Below are 22,713 nucleotides of genomic sequence, written 5' to 3'. Positions count from 1 at the left end.
AGTGTCCTTCAGTTAACTCGCTAAAAACTGCGCCAGACAAGCAACTACCGCGGCAGGGTTTTCCCAATGCGCGTTGTGTCCGGCATGATTAATTACGTGTGTGGTTGCGGATAGCTCATCCGCGATGGCGCGAAACTTGTCATCGCGTTCGCCGCAAAGGTAATGAAATGGGAAATCACGAGTGCGTAATGCCCCACGGAGATCGGGCTGTTGACCCAGTGAGGTCGCCAGCAGCATCGCCGCTAAAGTCGAACCGTTGTTACGACTGCGCAGCGCAACCAGCGCCGAACGCTGGGGCTCATCAAGGGAGGCAAAGACCGGCTGCTGATACCAGTCGGCGAAAACCTGCGCCAATGGCTCACAGCGAAAGCGTTCAGCCCATGCTGCATCGCTACGTAGGCGCAGCAGACGCTGGTTGTCATCCTGTAAACCCGGATGTCCGCCTTCGACGACCAGCCCGCAGAGACCTTTACGCGGCTGGCTGGCATAGGCCATCGCCACCCGTCCGCCAAGGGAGTAACCCACCAGCCAGTACTTTAGTATGTTGTAACTATTCAGCGTATTCTTAAGACGCTGGCAGACATCGGCAAAGTCGCTCACTTCCATATTCGCCGAACCTCCGTGGCCCGGAAGGTCAAGATACAAACGCGGATACGCGCTAAACGCCTGGCCCACGGTACGCCACTCGTGGCTATCGCCGGAAAATCCGTGCAAAAAAACCAGCCACGGATATCCCGGCAGGCCCTGTTCAGCCACCGCGTGCAGCGTCATAGCTGGCTCACCTGCGCCAGCAGATGTTGTAAGGTTTGCGCACCGTCGGTTTCATTCACCACCAGTTCAATCAGAGTGGCGCCGGGAGTACACCAGGCGCCATCCAGCGCACTTTCGAGTTCACTCCACCCCGTGGGGCGATGATAAGGTAAGTTGAACATCGCCGCCGCATGGTCAAAATTGACGTTTTGCGGCATCAGATAGAACTGGCTTCGCTGGTCCTGCGGCGTTGGCAGCAGAGAAAAAATTTGCCCACCGTTGTTGTTGACGACAATCAGCACCAGCGGCGCAGATGCCTGACGCAGCAGCGCCAGCGAGTTAAGATCGTAGAGCGCCGACAGGTCACCGACGATAACTAGCGTTGGACGCGCGCTGGCACGCTGCACGCCAGCCGCCGTCGCCAGCAGGCCATCAATTCCGCTGGCCCCACGATTGCTATAAACCGGGTAGCCCGCCGGGAGCTGCGATAGCGCATCAATTAAGCGTACTACCAGGCTGTTGCCGACAAACAGCTGGCCCTGATCCGGCAGATAGCGACGGATTCTTTGCGCCAGTTGGGCCTCGCCGAAGGACTCGCTGTTGTCGACCGCCGCCTGCCATGCCTGGCGTGCCAGTTCAGGGATGGCGCTGGCCCACGGCTGGCGTTTTTCCGCCGGGTGTAGGTCCAGCCAACGATCGATGGAACAGACGAGACGACGACCGCGATGCTGCGCCGGGTCAAGCCGCCCCGGCAGGTTATCCACCAGCCAGTACTCTTCTGGCTCACAGGTCGCCTGCCACTGCAAAACGCGTTTGCCGGTCAGGCTGCTGCCCAACTGGACAATGATTTGCGCCTGCGCCAGTTCGCTGACCGCCTTTGCGTTTCCGAGCCACAGGTCAGCGCACGGTAGCGGCTGTCCGGTTTGCGAGAGCACGTCGCCAATCAGCGGCCAGCCGAGCATTTTCGCCCATTCGGCCACTTTCTTGCCTTCTTCGGCGCTCATGCGCCCGGCAACGATCACGCCGCGTTTTTGTCGCCAGAAAAACCAGTCGCGCTGCTTATCACTTGAAAGATGCAGGGACTGGCGCAGCCACGGTTTGTCGCTCTGCCACCAGTCACCTAGCTGCTGCTGCCACTGGATGCCGGTATCGTCCATATCGCCGTACAGCGGTTCGGCAAACGGGCAGTTGATATGCACGCCGCCGGAATGCAGCGCGCCAAGCGCCTGATCAAGGGTCGAGACCAGCCAGCGAGCAGGAATATCCTGCGACGGTCGCGGCAGCGATATCGTCTGCGATGGATGCGAGGCAAACATACCCGGCTGGCGAATGGCCTGATTGGCACCGCAGTCGATCAGCTCCGGCGGCCGGTCAGCGGTAAGCATGATGAGTTTCTCGCCGGTCAATCCGGCCTCTATCAGCGCTGGATAGAGGTTAGCCGTGGCGGTACCGGACGTAACAATTACCGCCACCGGCTGGCCGCTGGCTTTCGCCAGGCCCAATGCCAGATGGCCGAGGCCGCGTTCGTCAAAATGGGTGTGATGGATAAAAGCGCGGTTGTCCGCCGCCGCCAGGGTTAAGGGCGTTGAGCGCGAGCCGGGCGCAATGCAGATATGCTGCACGCCGTGGCGTGTTAAAGCTTCAAGGATCACCGCCGCCCAGCGTCGGTTAAATGCGCTTACTGACATGAATTTGTCCGGTATCAAATATTGAGGCTAAGTATAGATAATACAAAGTGATCGAGCTTTGATATGCATCGTTTTATCCAGGTTTTGTCAGCAGTAACGAACGCAATCCTGCGGCTTTATTTTCAATTTCCAGCCACTCTTGTTCGGGGTCTGAACCGCTGACGATTCCTGCCCCGGCGTACAATCTAAGCGTATCGTGTTCTACTTTTGCCGAACGCAGAGAGACGCAGAATTCACTTTGCGCCAGCGACAGATAGCCAGCGGAACCGGCATACCAGTCGCGGGCAAAAGGTTCGTGGCGGGTGATAAAATCCAGCGCCGTCTGTCGTGGTAAACCGGCAACCGCCGCCGTGGGCTGGAGCCGGTGCAGGCAGCGGGCGTCATCAGGTTTATCCAGCTCGGCCCAAATACAGCGCCGCAAATGCTGCACTTTACGCAGACGCACGACCTGCGGCGGCAGCACGTCCAGCACGCGAGTCTCCCCCTGCATACGCTGGCAGATATCTTCCACCACCAGCATATTTTCGCGCTGGTTTTTATCATCGTTCATCAGCCACTCTGCCAGCTTCTGTGCCTGACGATCGTCATCATGGCCGGCAGCGGTCCCCGCCAGCGCCTCGGTCCGCAACAACGCGCCGCGCCGACGCCACAGCCGCTCCGGGGTTGCGCCGAAGAAGGCCTGCTGCGAACTAAAAGCCATCAGGAAATGGAAGCAGTTGAGGTTAATACGGCGGCTGGCGGCGACGATCGCGCCCGCATTTAACGGGGCAGAAAAATGTAAATCGGTGGCGCGAGCCAGGACCACTTTGTCCATTTGCCCGCCAGCTATCGTCTGTGTTGCTTGTTCAACCAGCGCCCGCCACTGCGGCCAGGCTGGAAAGTGCTGTTCACTTAACAGGGAGGGCATCGCCGCGTGTAGCGATTGCTCTGCTATTAAAAAATGGAGGAATTCACGCGCCGCATGGGCATCGTCATTAAGCGAAGTGTCGCTGCACAGCGTCAGCCGCAGGGTGGCTTTACCGCCCAGGCGACGCCACTCCAGCCTCGGCAGTATCAACATTCCCCGCTGCGGGTCAAACGCGTTAAGGCCGCAAATCCGCAGATCGTCGCGCCCCTGTTGCTGTAAAAAAGCATTCGCCTGAACTAAAGAAGGAAAGGTTTTTACCGCTCCCAGCGCGGCGAGTTCTTCATCACCGTTACGCTGCTGCCAGTAGAATTGCGGCCACACCGGCTGATGACTGCACCACAATAATGGGTCAAAAGCGTCATTCAGCGCAAAGGGGATATCGAAAATTCGCGTGCCGGGCGATGGCGGGAAATCGTCAGCCAGGCAGCCGAACAGGCTTTCCAGCGCGGTGGAAACAGACAGCACGCAAACCTCCACGGAGTAAAAACCCCATATTATACGGGGTACCACGCTGAAATAGCAGTACCCCCGATGAGGGAGCGGCTTTTAGTCCGCATGTCCGACGTTAGTGGGTGGCAATTTCGCGCGCCATGCCGATGTGGTCGATACCGTCCTCATCGTAAACCTCGGTAACCGGCACAAAACCGAAGCTCTCGTAGAATTTTTGCAGGTGCGCCTGGGCCCCGAGATAAATGGCCTTTTGCGGCCAGTTCTGGCGACAGCTGGCCAGCGCCTGCTCCATCAGCTGATAGCCTAGCTTTTCGCCACGCACCGTCGGGCTGACAATCACCCGACCAATCACTACCGGCTCAAACTCATCTTCACTCTTAAGGATGCGCGCGTAGGCCACCAGCTCCTCACCGCGCCAGCCTAGAATATGGCGATTCTCTCCGACCAGGTCGTCGCCATCGACGTCCAGATAGGCGCAGGTTTGTTCGACAACGAACACCGCACAGCGTAATTTCAGCAGGGTATAAAGCTGTGGGACGGTCAGTTCGGCGTGGTGAAGATCCTGCCATGTCATCATCTACGGTTCCTTAATTGGTATACTCTGTTTTTTGACTCACGCCCTAAGGACACAGGACGATGGAATTACTCTTTTTGGGGACATCCGCTGGCGTGCCCACCCGTACGCGTAATATGACGTCGATAGTGCTGAATTTGCAACAGCCAACAATGGCTGAGATGTGGCTGTTCGACTGCGGGGAGGGAACACAGCATCAGTTTCTACATACCCCTTATCATCCTGGCAAACTGAATAAAATTTTCATCACTCATCTCCATGGCGACCATCTGTTCGGCCTTCCCGGTCTGCTGTGCAGCCGTTCGATGCAGGGCAATTCGCTGCCGCTGACGCTGTATGGGCCAAAAGGGCTTAAGGAGTTCGTCGAAACCGCGCTGCGCCTTAGCGGTTCCTGGACCGATTATCCGCTAACCATCGTCGAGGTCGGGCCTGGTTTGGTGTTTGATGAACAGGGCTATCGGGTTAGTGCATATCCGTTAAATCATCCGGTCGAGTGTTATGGCTATCGAATCGAGCAGCATGATAAACCAGGTGCTCTTGATGCCGCCCGGCTTATCGCTGATGGCGTTCCCTCCGGCCCGTTGTTCCACCGTTTAAAACAAGGATTAACGGTTGAGCTGGAAGATGGGCGGATAATTGACGGTAGCAGGTATCTTGGCCCATCAACACCGGGGAAAAAGCTGGCGATTTTCGGCGATACCGCCCCCTGCCCGGAGGCGCTGGAACTGGCACGCGGCGTGGATGTCATGGTCCATGAGGTCACTCTGGAGCAGGCAATGGCGGAAAAAGCCAACAGCCGCGGGCATTCAGTCAGTCAACAGACGGCCGCGCTGGCGCGCGATGCGGGCGTCGGTACGCTTATCGCCACTCATTTTAGCTCACGCTATGACATTGAGGGCTGTCAGCGCCTTCTTGCGGAATGTCAGGAGGTTTTTCCGTCAACGGTGTTAGCGGAAGATTTTCTGGCCTATACCGTGAACTAAAAGCGGGCGTAGCGCGGTGAATAACGGCCGCCGCGTTTACGCCCGTAAATTACTCTTCAACATAACCGTTATAACGCAGGATAGATTTTAAATTCCGATAGCCAAGGTAATCCTGAATAGAATCGTCATCAATGCCTTTCTTACCCAGTTCATAGCCACAGGCATGACGCAGCATCCGTGGGTGAACATTCTGTTTTAGCTTCGCCAGTTCACAGCATTCACGAATAATTTGATAGAAACGCTGGCGCGTCATCTTATTTCCCCTTGAGGAGAGAAAAAGAAGATCGCTATGGGCCGGATAACATTCCCGAGCGAGCAACCAACGCTGCAAAGAAATAACCTCTTTCGGCTGCAAAGGGTGATAACCTGAAACACCGTGACGAGCCCGGTGAATATAGATTCGCTTCCCGGGCAAGTCGACATCACTCAATGTTAATGCTGTAATTTCATTAATTCTAAAACCATGCAAAAAACACATTTGAATCATGCAGCTATTTCTTTCCGGATGAGCGCAATATTGTGCGGCAAGAACCAGACGCTCAACATTTTTTACGCTCAGATATTCCATATCTTCTTGCATACTTCATTCCTTTCTTCCATTTAACGAATAAAGTTATTGGTAGGTAAATGTCAGTTGCACCACCGATTCAAATTGACCAATAGTTGCTCCCCCCAGGGTTGAATATAACCGGGCAGCTAAGGGAAACTCGCCTTTCCCGGTACTACTATTAATTGTAATAGTCATCTTGTCTTGATTCTTGTAGGTCGTAGTGTGACTGTCATTGGTTATTTGCAACGCAATATTCTGCGACGCATTGCTGGCCGCCATATTGGCAAAATGCGTGGCATCATCACCATCCACCACACCATCGAATTTTACCGTTGCTTTAGTGGTCCCTGCCGGGCAATTTTCTATGTTTAAGTTAAAAGTCTTCCATTCCGAAGTGTCTCCGGCCGATTGAAAGTCAATTCTCGAAAGGGTACCAAAATTCACCTCCTGATATTGAGTATCCGTCGTGAGATCGCAGGGCAGATAGTAAATATTGCCTTTAACATTTAAAGGTGTTCCACCATAAGATGAAAAAACAGGCAGCAAAAATACCAACCATAGCGCTTTTTTCATTATTTACTCCTGCTATTCAATTTCTGCCTGAATGGTGGCCGTAGCCGTAAACCCACCACCCTCGGGTAAATTACCGGTGGTATTAATTGGATAGATTTTCATAGTGGTATCCCCGGTCTGGGTTGAGTAATTCAGATTGACCGGCAGCAGTCCTGAAATCACCGGAATTTTGGTTCCGGTAATATTCTCGATCCGTACAGCAATGTCGCTGTTGGTGGTCGCCAACGCCGTTCCATCATTAGTATCTTTTGTCCCCTGAAATGAGAGAGCAATTTTTACCCCAGCAGAAATATTGGTACAGGCCACCGTCATATTCACTATATGCGGCGTAAATCCGGTTGGCATCTGGCTTGCTGTTTTAAAATTGTTAGCAGCAATATCACCAAAGTCAATATTAATCGGCTGGCCGGTATTTATTTCGCAAGATTGCGGTACCGTGACCGAGCCGCTCATTGAGATCTGCGTCATCGGGATAGAACTGTAGCTACCCGCTTTTCTCGTTCCGTAGACACTGAGAATTATCGTTGGCGGAATGGTCACCTGACCGACAAATGGCCGGGTAAAGTAGAGTGAAATATATCCTTTCGAACCAGTATCAAAAGCAGCCCCACCTGAATTGCAAGGTGCTGCTGTATTATACAGGTTACTTTTGTCCTGAAGGGGAGTCGGAACATACTGATTCAGAAAGCCCGCAATATATAACTCACTGGCAATTTCCAGGTATTTATTCAGACTGTAAAAATTTAATCCACTGCGGGTTTGCGTCGCGACCAATCCCGGAATTGTCGCTTTGTAAAGCGTAGCCCCGCTAGTACTATCACAATCACATTTTGCCTGGTAGGTTCCTCCGGTACTCCAATTATAAAGGCGGTTGAACTCCATCCCGGCCTGGTTTTGCGATGGGTTAGTAAAGGTTTCAATAAATGAAAAGCTGTCCTGAAAAGGAGCGCCGCTATTATTCTGGCACCACCCGGTTGCCGCCATCGCCTGCGGTGATATCGCCAGCGCCATCAGGCCCGCTAATATACCCCATGAAAATCGTTTCATTGTCTCTGCATCCTTTCGATTAACGGCATAGCCCCTGGGCTACAATAATGCCGGTGAGGGTTTTACCTGACGGCAGCGCATACTGAATCCGGCAGCGTTCTTGTGCACCCGCTCCCCATTTCACATTAAGTGCCCCGTTAGACTCCAGCCCGGTCAGGTAGACCTGTCCGCCTTCGCCAACGATAAATGCCTGCTCTGACACCGCGGCTCCGGGTACGCTGACCATGGCGCCGAAAGGTACCGGCTGACCATTAGCCCGCCGCACCGTCATCAGCACCCGGCTACCGACGCTGGTGTCATAACTTGCGCGAACCACCGCCCCACGGGTTGGCACCACCGTCTGAGTGGTTAGCTCAAGATCGACATTGTCCGGCATGGTGCTGGTATCAAGGGTCAATATATTCTTACGATACGGCGAGGTATAAGGCACCACGGCATAGCCCCGCCAGTCGGTCCTGACGCCGGTCTGGTTATTCACGCCAACACCCGAGGCGCCCGGCGCTTTAACTAAAGCGAGGGTTTCACCAAAAGGCTGCCCCAGCGTCAGGCCATTTTCATGCGCCAGGACTCCGCCACGCAGGGCGTAGTTCAGACGATGGCTGTATTTATCATGGCTGTAGCCGCCGGTAAGCTCACCATAGGTCGCGCGCCAGTCCGCATTAACGCTGCCGCTTTCTCCTCTTCCCTGGCTGGTGTATCCTTCCTGTACGCTCCAGCTCAGGTTATTTCGCTCCAGAAGAGTACCGGAAAGGCCCAGATTATTGCTGGTTGAACCATTTTTGCTGCTGTTCAGGGAGTAGTTGGCATAAACCGGTTTCGGTAGCCATTCCCCCAGAGGCACGCTGATGCTCAGCGCGAACAGGTGGTCTTCATCGTTGCGTTTTCCGGTATCCTGATCGGTGGTATTACGGTTGTAACTGTAGTTAATGCTATAGCTGACACCGTACCAGCTATTGTTGTATCCCACGCCCACCGACTCCATGGTACGCCCGGTATTCCAGTAATCTTCGCGGATATAGCTTAGCGACATCGAGCCCATTTCGTCGCCAAGGCTCTGGCTGAGCGTCACTTCTCCCCGGTTCCGCCGCCGTTCGATTGAAGGAGTATAATTATCGTCCCGATAGGTATCCAGCACCTCCTGCATATCCCAGTAACCGCTGGTCGCATAGCGATATCCTGCCAGGGAGACGTTGGTGCCTAAGCCCGGGAGATCTTTGCTGTAACGGATACGTACCGACTGACCGCTCTCTTTGTCTTGATCCTGGCGGTTCGACCAGGCCTGGGTGACGTCGGTCGATACGGCGCCAAGCTCGCCGAGGTTTTTCCCCACCCCCAGCGCCAGCGACTGATATTTGCTGCTAAATTGGCCGCCGCCGTAAAGGGTTACCCCCGACGGCAGGCCGTAAATAGCCGTCGCCTGAGTGAGCGGCGTTTCATCAATACTATTGTCGTAGGCCCGGTATACGCCGGAAGTCACACTATATTTGAGGCGGCCTTCGCGCTGCAGGACAGGCAGTGAAGCATAAGGAACAATCAGATTTTGCTCGCTGCCATCGGATTCTTTAATGGTGACCGATAAATCGCCCGAGCCGCCGGTCGGATACATATCGGTGATTTCGAACGCGCCGGGGGAGACGTAGGTCTGGTAAATCTCATAGCCGTTCTGACGAATAATGACCTGAGCATTGGTACGCGCAATCCCGCGCACTACCGGCGCATAGCCGCGCAGGCTTTCCGGCAGCATATCGTCATCAGAAGCCAGCATCGCCCCGCGGAAGGGAATGCCTTCAAAAACGTCGGCGTCGGTGCTGCTATCACCCAGCGTCATCACCCCTTGCAGGGCATTGATATTGCGCTGCGCATAGGTATAAACCGTATCCCAGCTGTTATTGGATTCCCCTCCGCTGCTGTTGCGGTTCCAGGTCGTGTAGTTGCGCAAACGCCACGGTCCGATGTTGATACCGGGACGCAGGTTAACGTATTGATTATCGCTGTCCGGCATGTCGTTCTTACGCGACCAGTTGTTTGCCCCGCTGAATGAGTAGTTCAGCAGAAGTGCGCTAATACCGTCATCCCACTGCTTCGGGTCAACCCAGCCCCGCGCCGCGCTGGAAACCGCCGCCTGAGGAAAACTTAATAACAAACGCTGCTGACTAAAGCGAAAGTCTGCCTTTGCCTGGGGTATAACTTCCAGATCCGCGCAGTCCGCCGATTTACGGCCTAATTCAGGGAATTGCTTAACGCGCACGCCCCATTCGGCAAGCTCTTCAACTTTCAGGCAGGGCTGCAGTGAAGTTTCCCCCGGGACCCGGCTTTGTTGAAAAGTGACATCCCGGGTCTCCATAAAGATATTGTTGAGGTAAATATCGACCCGATAGGTTCCCGGCTGCTGCCCTCCAGCGTGTTCGTAAGCCGATAAATCCCTGACGCCCGTCTGTGGGCCATCCATTTCCAATAATGCCGGGTTAAACACATCCCGCGCCAGCGCATCATCACACCACGGTATCAAGGCAACGGCCAGAGCTCCGGCTATCCGGTTAAGCCGCCATTTGTTATGATTATTTTTCATTCTCTCTGGAACTCCCTGGCCTGATAGCCTTTACAAATTAGCGCTGTGCTGCGCGCCAATACCGCCGTAATCATTAATCAGTTTCCACTGCAAAGAGCCTGTGCTGCCGCGCGGCAGATCAAAACGCGCCGTCGCGCCAGGCGCTACCCAGTTGGCTTCTTTGACTTCTGCGCCACCGATTTTCACCTCGGCGAAATTCATATAAAACGCGGTGGGATTAGTGACCTGTAGCGTATTGCCGCTGCGCGTCCAGCGAAGCTGCTCCGTCACTGTTTCCGGCGTTCCCGCAACGGATTTCGGCCGGTAAATTAATTTGATACGGGTTTTAATGGCGATCTGTAATGTGTTGGTGCCAGCTTTAGCCTGTGAGGATGGAATCGCTTTGATATTCATCCAGAACATACTTTCTTTGTTTTCTGGCAATCCACCGCTATAAATCACCCGCAGTCGGGTTTGCTGTTCACCATCCAGGCGAAATAAAGGCGGCGTTAACAGAAAGGGGGCGGCCCCTTTATCGGTCTCCACCCAGCTTTGGATAAGATAGGGCGTAGCATCATTATTGGTTACGCTCAGCGAGGCCTCTTTTTTGCCGCCGGGATAAATCAGGCGAGTACCGCCGGTGACGACGCCCGCATGTGCCGCAGCGCCCACCAACAGCCATCCAGCCATCAGCACTTTCAGGTATCGTTTCATCTCCAGCTCCCTGGAAAAGCGAGCCGATTTCGGCTCGCTAGCACGGTCTAATAGACGGAGAATCAGTTGTAGCTGATAGTGAAGTTGGCGCTACCGTTAGCTTTACCAGCAACAACAGTCGCGTCGGTCTGGATATAGCGCACGCGGAACGGCAGATCGATATTGCCGCTAGTCGGAATGGTCAGGCTGGTAGAACGGGTGAACAGCGGCAGAGTACTGTTAGTGCTACCATCAACCAGCTGCAGAGCTACGCCTGTAGCGACATCAGTCTCGGTGGTCAACTTCAGCTTTTCATTGTCACCGTTAACGTTAGTACCGGAGAACAGTACTGATGCTTTGGTAACAGTAGTCGGGCAGTTTTCCAGTTTAATATCGAAACCTTGCTCAGCCGCAGTAGAACCAGTACCGGTAAACGCCGTTTTAGCGATCTGTCCCATCTGGACTTCCAGTGGGTTAGACAGGTCGTTGACCACGTCGCAGCCAGCGTCAATGATGCTGCCAAGAAACTTCACCTGACCGTCATCTGCCAGCGCAGCACCAGAGAACGTCGCGCAAGCAGCAACAACAGCAACAAGTAATGTTTTTTTCATGATTAATCCTTTTCAATGCAGTCAATGCATTAACTTAAAAGCGCAATACCGTGCGCATCCTTTTATTTACGCTTGATATTAATAACGCCACAAACCATTGACCCGTGAAATGGATATAATATTTTGAAGTGGTCATTTTGTATCAATTTGACCACTTCAATTAACAGAAAGAGAAATTGCCAAGGAAGGCATTTTTAAATCTATATTTGCCAGGGGAAACCCTAATAAACACGATAAAAAACTAAAAAATCGCAAGCTGAGTTCTTTCAAAAAATACATACACAAAACTAATTAAAAAAATATAAAAATATAATTTAGCTATACTTAATATAAGCACATGAAAAACATAAGGAAAAAAAATGTTAATTGAAAATTGACATTGTTATCACCCATGGATAGCATAGGAGTCAGTTTGATACAAAATGACTATTTCATTTACCAAACCTCCCGAAACCTCGCATCATTACTTGCCGTATAAATAACCGTATGCTGAATATTCCGATGCCCGAGAAAATCCTGGATTAATCGCGTATCCACACCGTTATTCGCCAGCGCAAAGCCGCATGCATGGCGCAGCATATGCGGATGGGCGTTGATTTCCAGCTGCGCATCCAGGCTGAGGTTCTTCATCATCTGATATATTCTTTGTCGCGATAAAGGCTGACCATTACGTGATAAGAAAAGCCAACCGGAGTTATTTCCCGGATAATCCTTGCGTACATTTAACCATTCATTGAGAATCTTCTCCTCTCGTTTATAAATAGGATGGGTTGTTGAAAAACCATTCTTCAGCCGCCGAATATAAATAACCCCACTTTGAATATCGATATCAGATAGCTTCCAGTGACGAATTTCACTCACCCGGCACCCATGATTAAAACACATCCACAATAAACAGACATCGCGCTGCGGGTTTGCCCCTCGCCTTGCCGCATCAACCAGACGCTCGACTTCCCCAATGGTTAAATGCTTACGCCTTGTTTTCATTCACTTTCTCCATCAATAAAACACAGTAGTGTGCGTAGTAATAATAGTACGGAAAATAAGAGGATGAGGGGAAACGTAAAATGAGGTTAATATGACAAACCGCATGACAAATACGAATATTAAAGAAAATACCCATACATTTTTCACCGATAAAAAAAGGACCGCCGAAGCGATCCTTTTTCTCAGATAACGGCCAGATTACATCAACGGCATTGCCAGCTGCACGATGCTAATCAGCGGCTGCGGCCATACGCCAAGCACCAGCACCAGCAGCGCGGAGATCAGCACTACGATGCCCCCGGCGCTGTACTGCCAGTTAGACGGCGCATCGCGATTGAGTTTCTCCGGCGCGCTTAAATACAGGCTTACCGCAACGCGCAGGTAGTAGTAGAGACCGATTGCCGAACCGACAACCACCGCCCCTACCAGCCACCACAGGTGCGCATGTACACCGACCGCCAGCACGTAGAACTTACCGATAAAGCCCAGCGTCATCGGAATACCGGCGAGAGACAGCATCATCACCGTCATCACCGCCGACAGAATCGGGCGATGCCAGAACAGGCCGCGATATGAATAGAGCGAATCCGCATCCGGCCCACGATACGGGCTGGACATCAGGCTCACCACGCCAAACGCGCCGAGGCTGCTGAAGAGATAACCGGCCAGATAGACGCCTACCGCTTCCATCGACATCTCGCCGCTCTGCAGGGCAATCAGCGCCACCAGCAGATAGCCAAGATGGGAGATAGAAGAGTAGCCGAGCAGACGTTTGATATTGGTCTGGCTCAGCGCCATCAGGTTACCGAAGATAATCGACGCGAAGGCGATAAGGCCCAACACCACGCGTACCGCCTCGCTGTTGCCGACTGGCACATACAGGAACAGACGCATTACCACGCCAAAGATAGCAATCTTGCTGGCGGTCGCCAGGAAGGTTGATACCGGCGCAGGCGCGCCCTGGTAGACGTCCGGCGTCCACAGGTGAAACGGCACCAGCGACAGCTTGAAGCCCAGACCCACAATCATCAAGCCCACACCCGCCAGCAGCAACGGTTCATGCAGCGTGCTGTCAGCCAGGTTCTTACCAAGGGCAAGGAAGGACAGGTTACCGGAGTTCGCATACACCAGCGCGATACCGAACAGCAGGAAAGAAGAGGCGACGGCAGACAGAATGGTGTATTTGATACTGGCTTCCAGCGAGCGTTTCTGACGGAAGGCGTAGCCAACCAGACCGAACAGCGGCAGAGAGATAAGCTCAATACCGAGGAACAACGCCGCCAGATGGTTAGCGCCCGCCAACAGAATACCACCCAACGCGGCGATCAGCACCAGCAGGTAGAACTCTTCTTTATTGTCCTTGTAACCCTCAAGCCACGGATAAGCAAAGGTACAGGTCGCCAGACTCGCCAGCAGCACCAGCCCGGTATAGAGCATGGAATAGCCGTCAACGCGAATCAGCGGCGTCACGTCCATCGCCCCGTTCTGCCCCACGAACCAAAGTGAGACTAGCGCGACGTTGAGGCCGAGAACCGATAGCGTGGCATTGAGGAAATGATTGCGTCGCCACGCAATGGAGAGCATCACAACCACCACCGTCAAGCCGACGATCAGCAGCGGTAGCAGTGCGATCAGTTGTTGTGGAGTTATTGTCATGGCGAATTACGGCCTTGTAGTAGAAACAGAATTAACAAACCACTGCTGAATATTACTCATCGCAGAGTGCGAGGTGTCCAGAATCGGCTGCGGGAAGAAGCCCAGCAGCACCAGCAGAACAACCAACAGCAGAACGATAGACAATTCACGCAGGGACATTCCCGGCAATTCTTTTGCGGCAATTTCGCTCTTTGCTTTACCAAAGTACGCACGATGCAGCATCGACAGCGAATAAACGGAAGCGAACACCAAACCAAAGGTGGAGATAACGGTAATTATCGGCACGGTTTTATAGCTGCCGAACAGAATCATAAATTCACCGACAAAGTTACCGGTGCCCGGCATACCGAGCGTTGCTACGGCAAAGAACATCGACAGCGCCGGCAGCCACTTAATTTTGCTCCACAGACCGCCCATCTGGCGCATATCACGGGTATGCAGACGCTCGTACAGCTGACCGCAAAGGATAAACAGACCGGCTGCGGACAGACCGTGCGCAATCATCTGAATCACTGCGCCCTGATAAGCCAGCTGGCTGCCGGTGTAGATAGCAATCAGCACAAAGCCCATATGGGAAACAGAAGTGTAAGCAATCAGGCGTTTGATATCGTACTGGCTGAAAGCCATCCACGCGCCGTAGAAAATGCCGATAACGCCCAGCCACATGGCAATAGGTGCAAATTCAGCAGAAGCGTTCGGGAACAGCGGCAGCGCAAAACGCAGCAGACCGTAGGCCGCGGTTTTCAACAAGATCCCGGCGAGGTCAACGGAACCCGCGGTCGGTGCCTGAGAGTGCGCGTCCGGTAACCAACCGTGCAGCGGAACCACCGGCATTTTCACCGCAAAAGCGATAAAGAAGCCCAGCATCAGCATGTATTCCACACCGTGCGACATCGGTGTCTTCAGCAGCTCTTCGTAATTGAAGGTCCATACGCCGGTGGCGTTGAAGTGAACAAACGCCAGCGCCAGAATGGCAATCAGCATCACCAGACCGCTCGCCTGGGTATAAATGAAGAACTTGGTTGCCGCCGTGATACGCGTTTTCCCGTCGGAAGCCTTATGGCCCCAGAGTGCTATCAGGAAATACATCGGCACCAGCATCATTTCCCAGAAGAAGAAGAACAGGAACAGGTCGATGGCGAGGAACACGCCGATAACGCCGCCCAGGATCCACATCAGGTTAAGATGGAAAAAGCCCTGATACTTCTCGATTTCGCGCCATGAACAGAGCACCGCCAGCACCCCGAGCAGCCCGGTCAGCACCACCATCAGCAACGACAAACCGTCGATCGCCAGATGAATGCTAATGCCGAAGCGCGGGATCCACGGCATCACGAATTCTGACTGCCACTGCGGAATACCGGTAGATTGCGTGAGAGAATAGCCGCCCTGCATCCACAACTGCAGGCCAAGCAGAAACGTCAATCCCATGGTGATCAGCGCGATCCAGCGCGGCACCTTCACGCCAAAGCGTTCAGTCTGCCAGCACAGGAAGCCGCCGATGAAGGGAATTAATATTAGCCAGGGTAATAACATGGCGATTTTTATTCCTTGTTAAAGTCCCGTTCAGGACCGATTTTCAACGAATTCGACTACATTCACGTTTGAGTGCGGTTTGTTGTGTCGGGTGGCGCTTCGCTTACCCGACCTACGGTCTCGTAGGCCCGGTAAGCGAAGCGCCACCGGGCAAAACCGCGCGCTCAAATCAACGCAACACCATCAGCAGCGCCAGCACCACCACCGCACCAATGCCCATCGAAGCCACATACCAGCGCAGATACCCGTTCTCGCTCACCACCAGGCCTTTGCCTGCGAAGCGGGAAAGGATCGCCGGGATGTTCATCAGCGCATTCAGCGGATCGCTTTTCAGCAGCCACGCCACGCCGAGGAACGGCTTCACGAACACTTTGTCGTACAGCCAGTCAAAGCCCCAGGCGTTATACCACCAGGTACCGAGCAGACGGCCCGGCGCGCTGTTGGCAATCGAGGTCACAAGCGTGCGTTTACCCAGCCACAGCCATGCAGCAATCAGAATGCCGGCTATCGCCACAACGCCAGAGGTAATCTCCAGGGTCATGACGCGACCATGCTCAAGCTCAGTGGTTGACGGCAGTACACCATGCAGCGGTGGCACAATCAGCGCGCCAACGAAGGTGGACAGCACCATCAGCACAATCAGCGGCAGATGATGGGTAATCCCCTTCCCTGCGTGCGCGTGAATTTGCTCTTTGCCGTGGAACACGATGAAAATCATACGGAAGGTATACAGGGAGGTCATAAACGCCCCGACCAGACCGGCAACCATCAGATTGAGATGACCGTTAGCCATCGCGCCAGCCAGAATCTCATCCTTACTGAAGAAGCCTGCGGTAATCAGCGGCAGTGCGGACAGCGCCGCGCCCCCCACCAGGAAGCAGACATACACCAGCGGAATAGACTTACGCAGGCCGCCCATCTTGAAGATGTTCTGTTCGTGATGGCAGGCCAGAATCACCGAGCCGGACGACAGGAACAGCAGCGCTTTAAAGAAGGCATGCGTCATCAGGTGGAAAATCGCCGCATCCCACGCCTGCACGCCGAGCGCGAGGAACATGTAGCCAATCTGGCTCATGGTGGAATAAGCGAGTACGCGTTTGATGTCGGTCTGCACCAGCGCGGCGAAACCCGCCAGCACCAGCGTCACCGCACCAACGATCCCCACCAGATGCAGCACTTCCGGGGTCATCAGGAACAGGCCATGCGTGCGGGCAATCAGGTAGACACCTGCAGTCACCATGGTCGCGGCGTGGATCAGCGCGGAGACAGGCGTCGGGCCCGCCATCGCGTCGGCAAGCCAGGTCTGCAACGGCAGCTGCGCGGATTTACCTACCGCGCCGCCCAGCAGCATCAGGGTTGCCCACGTCAGCATATTGTTGCCGGCTTCAAAATGCGCAGGCGCCAGTTCAACCATTTCGCGGAAGTTCAGGGTGCCCAGTTCGTTGTAGAGAATGAACAGCGCAAACGCGAGGAACACATCGCCGACGCGGGTCACCACAAACGCTTTCATTGCCGCCGCGCCGTTCTTCGGATCGGTATAGTAGAAACCGATCAGCAGATAGGAGCACAGGCCCACGCCTTCCCAGCCGAGGTACATCAGCAGCAGGTTATCAGCAAGAACCAGAACCACCATGCTGGCGATAAACAGGTTGGTATAGGCGAAGAAACGGGAGTAGCCCTCTTCACCGCGCATATACCAGGAGGCGAACATGTGGATCAGGAAGCCAACGCCGGTGACCACCGAAAGCATGGTCAGCGACAGGCCGTCCAGTACCAGGTTGAAACCGATATTGAAGTCGCCCACCGACATCCAGGTCCACAGCGGAACGCTGACCGCCTGTTTGCCATTAGCAAAGAAGTCGACGCCAACAAACGCCGTCACCAGCGCTGCCAGGCCAACCGAGCCCATCCCGATGGTGGCGGACAGATTCTCAGACCAGCGACCACGAGAGAAGGCCAGCAGAACAAAGCCAATCAATGGCAAAAGAATGGTTAAGGCAAGCATGTTCATCCGCGCAACTCACTTACTGAATCGATGTTCAGGTTCTGGCGACGACGATGGAGCTGCAGCAGCAGCGCCAGGCCGATACTCGCTTCTGCGGCGGCGAGGGTAATGGCGAGGATATACATTATCTGGCCATCAGCCTGGCCCCAATAGCTCCCGGCAACCACGAAAGCCAGCGCGGAGGCGTTGATCATGATCTCCAGGCTAATCAGCATAAACAGCAGATTACGACGGATAATCAGCCCCGTCAGGCCAAGGACAAACAGGACGGCGGCGAGGATCAGTCCATGTGTTAAGGGGATCATGCGTGTTCCTCCGTTTTTCTTTTGTCGCTGTCGTTCTGACGGTTGCTCAGCACTTCACCGGCACGCTCTTCGCGACCGATATGGAAGGCAACAACCAGGCCCGCCAGCAGCAGCATGGAAGCCAGTTCCACCGCCAGTACGTACGGACCAAACAGCGCAATACCCACTTCTTTGGCGTTAATCGCCGTACCGTCGATCCCCTGGTCGTTAAGACCGAGCATGGCGTAGACGATAACCACCAGCAGCACCGCGGAAAGGATGGCCGGGCCAATCCAGATCCCCGGCTTCAGCCATTGACGTTCCTGCTCGATTTCGCTGCCGCCCAGGTTGAGCATCATCACCACGAAGACGAACAGCACCATAATGGCCCCGGCGTAAACGATAATTTCCAGCGCACCGGCGAAGTAAGCGCCCAGCGAGAAGAACACCCCGGCAATCGCCAACAGCGAAATAATCAGGTACAGCAGCGCATGCACCGGATTGGTGTGGGTGATCACCCGCAGGGTGGCGAGGATGGCTATCAGGCCACAGATATAAAAAGCGAATTCCATTGCCCTCTCCTTACGGTAACAGGCTCTTGACGTCGATAGGCTTGGCTTCGTTCTCTGCTTCGCCCTTATCTTTGCCGTCGATTGCCATACCCGCCATCCGGTAGAAGTTATATTCCGGGTATTTGCCCGGACCGGAAATCAGCAGATCCTCTTTTTCGTACACCAGATCCTGACGTTTGTATTCGCCCAGTTCAAAGTCCGGGGTCAACTGAATCGCCGTGGTCGGGCACGCTTCTTCGCACAGGCCGCAGAAAATGCAACGTGAGAAGTTGATGCGGAAAAACTCTGGGTACCAGCGACCGTCTTTGGTCTCCGCTTTTTGCAGAGAGATACAGCCCACCGGACACGCTACCGCACACAGGTTACAGGCAACGCAGCGCTCCTCACCGTCCGGATCGCGGGTCAGCACGATACGCCCACGGTAGCGCGGCGGCAGATATACCGGCTCTTCCGGGTACATCTGAGTTTCACGTTTGGCAAAGGCGTGCATCCCGATCATGCAGATACTGCGGACCTGGGTGCCAAACCCTACCAATAATTCTTTTAAGGTCATGGTCTAAAGCCCCTTATGGCTGCTGCCAGAGAATGACAGCCGCCGTTACCAACAAGTTGACGAGCGTCAGCGGCAGGCACACTTTCCAGCCGAAGGACATTACCTGGTCATAACGCGGACGCGGTAAGGACGCACGAATCAAAATGAACATCATCATGAAGAACGCGGTTTTCAGCGCAAACCAGATGAATGGTGGTAAGAACGGACCTTGCCAGCCACCGAAAAACAGCGTCACGATCAGCGCTGATACGGTAACAATCCCGATATATTCGCCGACGAAGAACAGACCGAACTTCATGCCGGAATATTCAATGTGGTAACCATCTGCCAGTTCCTGTTCCGCTTCCGGTTGGTCAAACGGGTGACGGTGACACACCGCCACGCCCGCAATCGCAAAGGTCACGAAGCCAAAAAACTGCGGAATAACGTTCCACAAATGTTCCTGGTTATTGACGATGTCGGTCATATTGAATGAACCGGCCTGCGCCACCACGCCCATCAGGGAAAGCCCGAGGAACACTTCGTAGCTCAGGGTTTGCGCAGAAGCACGCATCGCACCCAGCAGCGAGTATTTGTTGTTGCTCGACCAACCGGCGAACAGCACCGCGTACACCGCGAGGCCTGCCATCATCAGGAAGAACAGGATCCCGATATTAAGATCGGCAACCACCCAGCTTGGGCTGACCGGCACAATGGCGAAGGCCAGCAGCAGCGAGGTGAAGGCGATAACTGGTGCCAGGGTAAAGATCATGCGGTCCGAGAATTTCGGTACCCAGTCCTCTTTAAAGAACATTTTGATCATGTCGGCAACGAGCTGTAGCGAGCCGCCCCAGCCCACACGGTTAGGTCCATAGCGGTTCTGGAACAAGCCGAGCAGACGGCGTTCGCCAAAGCTCATGAACGCACCGCAGGTCACCACCACCAGCAGAATCACCACCGCCTTGAGGATGCCTAACAGAATGTCGATGAGATCGGGAGTTAACCAACTCATGCTTTCGCCTCCTGCAAAGTATCAATACGCGCGCCGGTCAGTACCGGTGCGATGCCCGGCATGCCCATCGGTAAGCCAACCTGCCCTGCCGTCAGCCCCGCCGAAATCACCAGCGGCAGACTAAGGGTCTGACCTTCAACGCTGAAGGAGACCATCGCGCCGTTATTTACGCCCAGCTTCGCGGCATCTGCCGGGTTAAGCTTGATGTACGGCTGCGGCATACGGCTTTGGAACACAGGAGAACGCTGAGACATTTCGTCGCTGCCGAACAGATGGTAGTAAGGCGCGATACGCCATTTCCCTTCTTCAGCTTCGAAGCTTGCCGGTACCACGGTAAAGTACTCCAGACCGCTGGCGGAGGCTTCAATCAGACGCACGCCCGGATCGCCATGGCGCAGTTTCCCGCCCACTTCATCCTGGAACTTGTTCCACGCCTGCGGGGAGTTCCAGCCCGGCGCCCAGGCGAACGGAATCTGCGAACGCGGCGCGGACGGCTGGTTGTTCCCTTCCATGGAGAAGGCGAACATGGTGTCTTTATCCTGCGGCTGACGCGGTTCATGCACGCTAATGTTAGCGCGCATCGCCGTACGGCCGCTGTAGCGATGCGGTTCACGGGCCAGTTTCTGGCCGCGAATGCGGAAGGTCGCATCCGGCGCGGCGTCTTTGATACCGGCCAGCTGCGGCAGTGCGGCAATCGCAGCGTCAATAACGTGATCCAGCTGCGTCCAGTCGACCTGACGGTTGTTGACGGTGCTGTGCAACGAGTGCAGCCAACGCCAGCTTTCCAGCATCACGGTTTTCGCATCGTAGTAGACCGGATCGTAAACCTGGAAGAAGCGCTGGGCGCGACCTTCGTTATTCACCACCGTGCCATCGCTTTCCGCAAAGCTTGCCGCAGAGAGCACCAGATGCGCTTTATCCATAATCGCCGTACGCTGATGGTCAACCACCATCACCAGCGGCGCTTTAGCCAGCGCTGCATCAACGCGGGCGGCAGAAGCATGACGGTGCAGGTCGTTTTCCAGCACAATAACCGCGTCGGCAGCACCGGTTTCCAGTTCGCTCAGCGCTTCTTCAAGCGAGCCGCCGCCGATCATCCCGAGGCCAACACTGTTCACCGCACGCGCAACCATGGTCACGCCGACATCAGCACCGCGTCCTTTCAAGGCTTTCGCGACGTTTGCCGCCGCCTGAATAACCTCAATGCTCCCGGCGTTGGTTCCGGAGACAATCAATGGTTTTTTCGCTCCGGCCAATGCCTGAACGATCACATCGACTTTACCTTTCAGATCGCTGCTCAGCCCTTCCACCGCCGGGGCGCTGTCATCCAGCGCATGGGCAATAGCAAAGCCGAGGCGCGCCTGATCTTCTACCGGTGCGCGGTAGGTCCAGGCGGCGATATCATCAAGACGAGTGTCATCAATATTAGTGACGAACAGCGGATGCTTCGCGCGCTGGCCAATGTTAAGGATCGCGGCGATCTGCCAGTCGGCGACTTTCTGCGCCGCCGCCATTTCACGTGCTTTGCCTTTCACCGCCTGACGCACAGCCAGCGCAATACGCGCGCCGGTCTGGGTGATGTCCTCACCGAGGATCAGCACCGCATCGTAGGATTCGATTTCGCGCAGCGCCGGGGTATGAATACCACCATCGCGCAGCACTTTCAGCATCATCTGCAGGCGTTCTTGTTCACCTTTAGCAATGCCGGTATAGAAGTTATTGGCGCCGACCAGATCGCGCAGCGCGAAGTTGCTTTCGATGCTGGCGCGCGGGGAGCCGATACCAATGACTTTCTTCGACTGGCGCAGAATATCCGCCGCGCCCTGCATCGCCTGTTCGGCGTTGAGGGTGATGAAGTCGTCGCCACGGCGCTGAACCGGCTGACGCGGACGGTCTTTCAGGTTCACATAGCCATAGCCGAAACGACCGCGGTCGCAGAGGAAGTAACGGTTAACGGTACCGTTGTAACGGTTTTCGATACGGCGCAGTTCACCGTAGCGCTCACCGGGGCTGATATTGCAGCCAATGGAACACTGCTGGCAGATGCTTGGCGCAAACTGCATGTCCCATTTACGGTTATAGCGCTCGGAATGCGTTTTATCGGTAAACACGCCGGTCGGGCAGACTTCCACCAGGTTGCCGGAGAATTCACTCTCGAGCACGCCATCTTCCGGACGACCGAAGTAGACGTTGTCGTGAGCGCCATAAACGCCCAGATCGGTGCCGTCTGCATAATCTTTGTAGTAGCGAACGCAGCGGTAGCAGGCGATGCAGCGGTTCATTTCATGCGAGATGAACGGCCCCAGATCCTGATTACGGTGGGTACGCTTGGTGAAACGATAGCGACGGAAGCTATGACCGGTCATTACGGTCATATCCTGTAAGTGACAGTTACCCCCCTCTTCGCAGACCGGACAGTCGTGCGGGTGGTTGGTCATCAGCCACTCAACTACGCTCTCGCGGAACTGCTTCGCTTCTGCGTCGTCGATAGAAATAAAAGTGCCGTCGGATGCCGGTGTCATACAGGACATCACCAGGCGGCCACGCGTGTCTTCCGCGTTTTGATATTGCTTCACCGCACACTGGCGGCAAGCACCAACGCTTCCCAGCGCCGGATGCCAGCAAAAATAGGGAATATCAAGACCCAGAGAGAGACAAGCCTCTAGCAGGTTGTCCGCTCCATCGACCTCGTATTCTTTGCCGTCTACATGAATCGTAGCCATAGTCAGCATGCTTCCAGTTGGCTCAGTCAGTG

General features: G+C 54.6%; 20 protein-coding genes. 1 reads left to right on the top strand and 19 read right to left on the bottom strand.

The window, feature by feature from the left end:
• Nucleotides 1-12: 12 nt before the first annotated feature.
• The 4 genes from menH to AC07P6_RS09280 form a co-directional block, all read right to left on the bottom strand.
• Nucleotides 13-771, bottom strand: a complete 759-nt coding sequence (gene menH, locus AC07P6_RS09295; RefSeq protein ID WP_478316085.1) for a 2-succinyl-6-hydroxy-2,4-cyclohexadiene-1-carboxylate synthase — start codon at nucleotides 769-771, stop codon at nucleotides 13-15.
• The gene (gene menD, locus AC07P6_RS09290) at nucleotides 768-2,438 is read right to left on the bottom strand and encodes a 2-succinyl-5-enolpyruvyl-6-hydroxy-3-cyclohexene-1-carboxylic-acid synthase (RefSeq protein ID WP_478316084.1); all 1,671 of its coding nucleotides are present in this window, start codon (nucleotides 2,436-2,438) and stop codon (nucleotides 768-770) included. The genes menH and menD overlap by 4 nt, the downstream gene beginning before the upstream one ends.
• Before the next feature lie 73 nt (nucleotides 2,439-2,511).
• The gene (gene menF, locus AC07P6_RS09285) at nucleotides 2,512-3,810 is read right to left on the bottom strand and encodes an isochorismate synthase MenF (protein ID WP_478316083.1); all 1,299 of its coding nucleotides are present in this window, start codon (nucleotides 3,808-3,810) and stop codon (nucleotides 2,512-2,514) included.
• Nucleotides 3,811-3,910: 100 nt separating this feature from the next.
• Nucleotides 3,911-4,372 (bottom strand): GNAT family N-acetyltransferase, encoded by a 462-nt coding sequence (locus AC07P6_RS09280; protein WP_478316082.1) that lies wholly within the window; start codon nucleotides 4,370-4,372, stop codon nucleotides 3,911-3,913.
• 59 nt (nucleotides 4,373-4,431) lie between these two features.
• Here AC07P6_RS09280 and rnz point away from each other — a divergent pair, with 59 nt between their 5' ends.
• Nucleotides 4,432-5,352: a ribonuclease Z gene (gene rnz / locus AC07P6_RS09275; protein ID WP_478316081.1), complete on the top strand. Its 921-nt coding sequence runs from the start codon at nucleotides 4,432-4,434 to the stop codon at nucleotides 5,350-5,352.
• 49 nt (nucleotides 5,353-5,401) lie between these two features.
• On the opposite strand, the gene AC07P6_RS09270 is transcribed toward rnz, so the two are convergent.
• The 15 genes from AC07P6_RS09270 to nuoG all read right to left on the bottom strand — a co-directional run bounded on the left by AC07P6_RS09270 (nucleotide 5,402) and on the right by nuoG (nucleotide 22,681).
• On the bottom strand, nucleotides 5,402-5,932 hold the full coding sequence (locus tag AC07P6_RS09270) for a tyrosine-type recombinase/integrase (protein WP_478316080.1): 531 nt from the start codon (nucleotides 5,930-5,932) through the stop codon (nucleotides 5,402-5,404).
• 33 nt (nucleotides 5,933-5,965) lie between these two features.
• Nucleotides 5,966-6,475 (bottom strand): fimbrial protein, encoded by a 510-nt coding sequence (locus AC07P6_RS09265; RefSeq protein ID WP_478316079.1) that lies wholly within the window; start codon nucleotides 6,473-6,475, stop codon nucleotides 5,966-5,968.
• Nucleotides 6,476-6,487: 12 nt separating this feature from the next.
• Nucleotides 6,488-7,522 carry a fimbrial protein gene (locus AC07P6_RS09260; RefSeq protein ID WP_478316078.1) on the bottom strand — a complete coding sequence of 345 codons (1,035 nt, stop codon included), beginning with the start codon at nucleotides 7,520-7,522 and terminating at the stop codon, nucleotides 6,488-6,490.
• Nucleotides 7,523-7,541: 19 nt separating this feature from the next.
• Entirely contained in the window at nucleotides 7,542-10,091 is a 2,550-nt protein-coding gene (locus tag AC07P6_RS09255) for a fimbria/pilus outer membrane usher protein (RefSeq protein WP_478316077.1), read from the bottom strand.
• A gap of 30 nt (nucleotides 10,092-10,121) precedes the next feature.
• Nucleotides 10,122-10,784 carry a fimbrial biogenesis chaperone gene (locus AC07P6_RS09250; protein ID WP_434662250.1) on the bottom strand — a complete coding sequence of 221 codons (663 nt, stop codon included), beginning with the start codon at nucleotides 10,782-10,784 and terminating at the stop codon, nucleotides 10,122-10,124.
• Nucleotides 10,785-10,846: 62 nt separating this feature from the next.
• On the bottom strand, nucleotides 10,847-11,374 hold the full coding sequence (locus AC07P6_RS09245) for a fimbrial protein (protein ID WP_478316076.1): 528 nt from the start codon (nucleotides 11,372-11,374) through the stop codon (nucleotides 10,847-10,849).
• Between the two features lie 435 nt (nucleotides 11,375-11,809).
• Nucleotides 11,810-12,361: a tyrosine-type DNA invertase gene (locus AC07P6_RS09240; RefSeq protein ID WP_478316075.1), complete on the bottom strand. Its 552-nt coding sequence runs from the start codon at nucleotides 12,359-12,361 to the stop codon at nucleotides 11,810-11,812.
• A gap of 198 nt (nucleotides 12,362-12,559) precedes the next feature.
• Nucleotides 12,560-14,017 carry an NADH-quinone oxidoreductase subunit NuoN gene (gene nuoN, locus AC07P6_RS09235; RefSeq protein WP_112212994.1) on the bottom strand — a complete coding sequence of 486 codons (1,458 nt, stop codon included), beginning with the start codon at nucleotides 14,015-14,017 and terminating at the stop codon, nucleotides 12,560-12,562.
• 6 nt (nucleotides 14,018-14,023) lie between these two features.
• On the bottom strand, nucleotides 14,024-15,553 hold the full coding sequence (gene nuoM / locus AC07P6_RS09230; RefSeq protein ID WP_182240096.1) for an NADH-quinone oxidoreductase subunit M: 1,530 nt from the start codon (nucleotides 15,551-15,553) through the stop codon (nucleotides 14,024-14,026).
• A 169-nt stretch (nucleotides 15,554-15,722) separates the two neighbouring features.
• Complete coding sequence (nuoL, locus tag AC07P6_RS09225; RefSeq protein ID WP_434662243.1) at nucleotides 15,723-17,564, bottom strand: NADH-quinone oxidoreductase subunit L; 1,842 nt, start codon at nucleotides 17,562-17,564, stop codon at nucleotides 15,723-15,725.
• Entirely contained in the window at nucleotides 17,561-17,863 is a 303-nt protein-coding gene (gene nuoK, locus AC07P6_RS09220; protein ID WP_110272284.1) for an NADH-quinone oxidoreductase subunit NuoK, read from the bottom strand. Before nuoK ends, nuoL begins: the two co-directional genes overlap by 4 nt.
• Nucleotides 17,860-18,414: an NADH-quinone oxidoreductase subunit J gene (gene nuoJ, locus AC07P6_RS09215; RefSeq protein WP_110272283.1), complete on the bottom strand. Its 555-nt coding sequence runs from the start codon at nucleotides 18,412-18,414 to the stop codon at nucleotides 17,860-17,862. The genes nuoK and nuoJ overlap by 4 nt, the downstream gene beginning before the upstream one ends.
• Nucleotides 18,415-18,424: 10 nt before the next feature.
• Entirely contained in the window at nucleotides 18,425-18,967 is a 543-nt protein-coding gene (gene nuoI / locus AC07P6_RS09210; RefSeq protein ID WP_015365590.1) for an NADH-quinone oxidoreductase subunit NuoI, read from the bottom strand.
• Between the two features lie 13 nt (nucleotides 18,968-18,980).
• Nucleotides 18,981-19,958: an NADH-quinone oxidoreductase subunit NuoH gene (gene nuoH / locus AC07P6_RS09205; protein WP_110272281.1), complete on the bottom strand. Its 978-nt coding sequence runs from the start codon at nucleotides 19,956-19,958 to the stop codon at nucleotides 18,981-18,983.
• The gene (gene nuoG, locus AC07P6_RS09200) at nucleotides 19,955-22,681 is read right to left on the bottom strand and encodes an NADH-quinone oxidoreductase subunit NuoG (protein ID WP_478316074.1); all 2,727 of its coding nucleotides are present in this window, start codon (nucleotides 22,679-22,681) and stop codon (nucleotides 19,955-19,957) included. Before nuoG ends, nuoH begins: the two co-directional genes overlap by 4 nt.
• Nucleotides 22,682-22,713 lie beyond the last annotated feature (32 nt).

The organism is Klebsiella sp. GFKo11, assembly GCF_056490265.1.
Note: the sequence above shows the minus strand (reverse complement) of the source record. Positions and strands in the feature narration are given on the sequence as shown.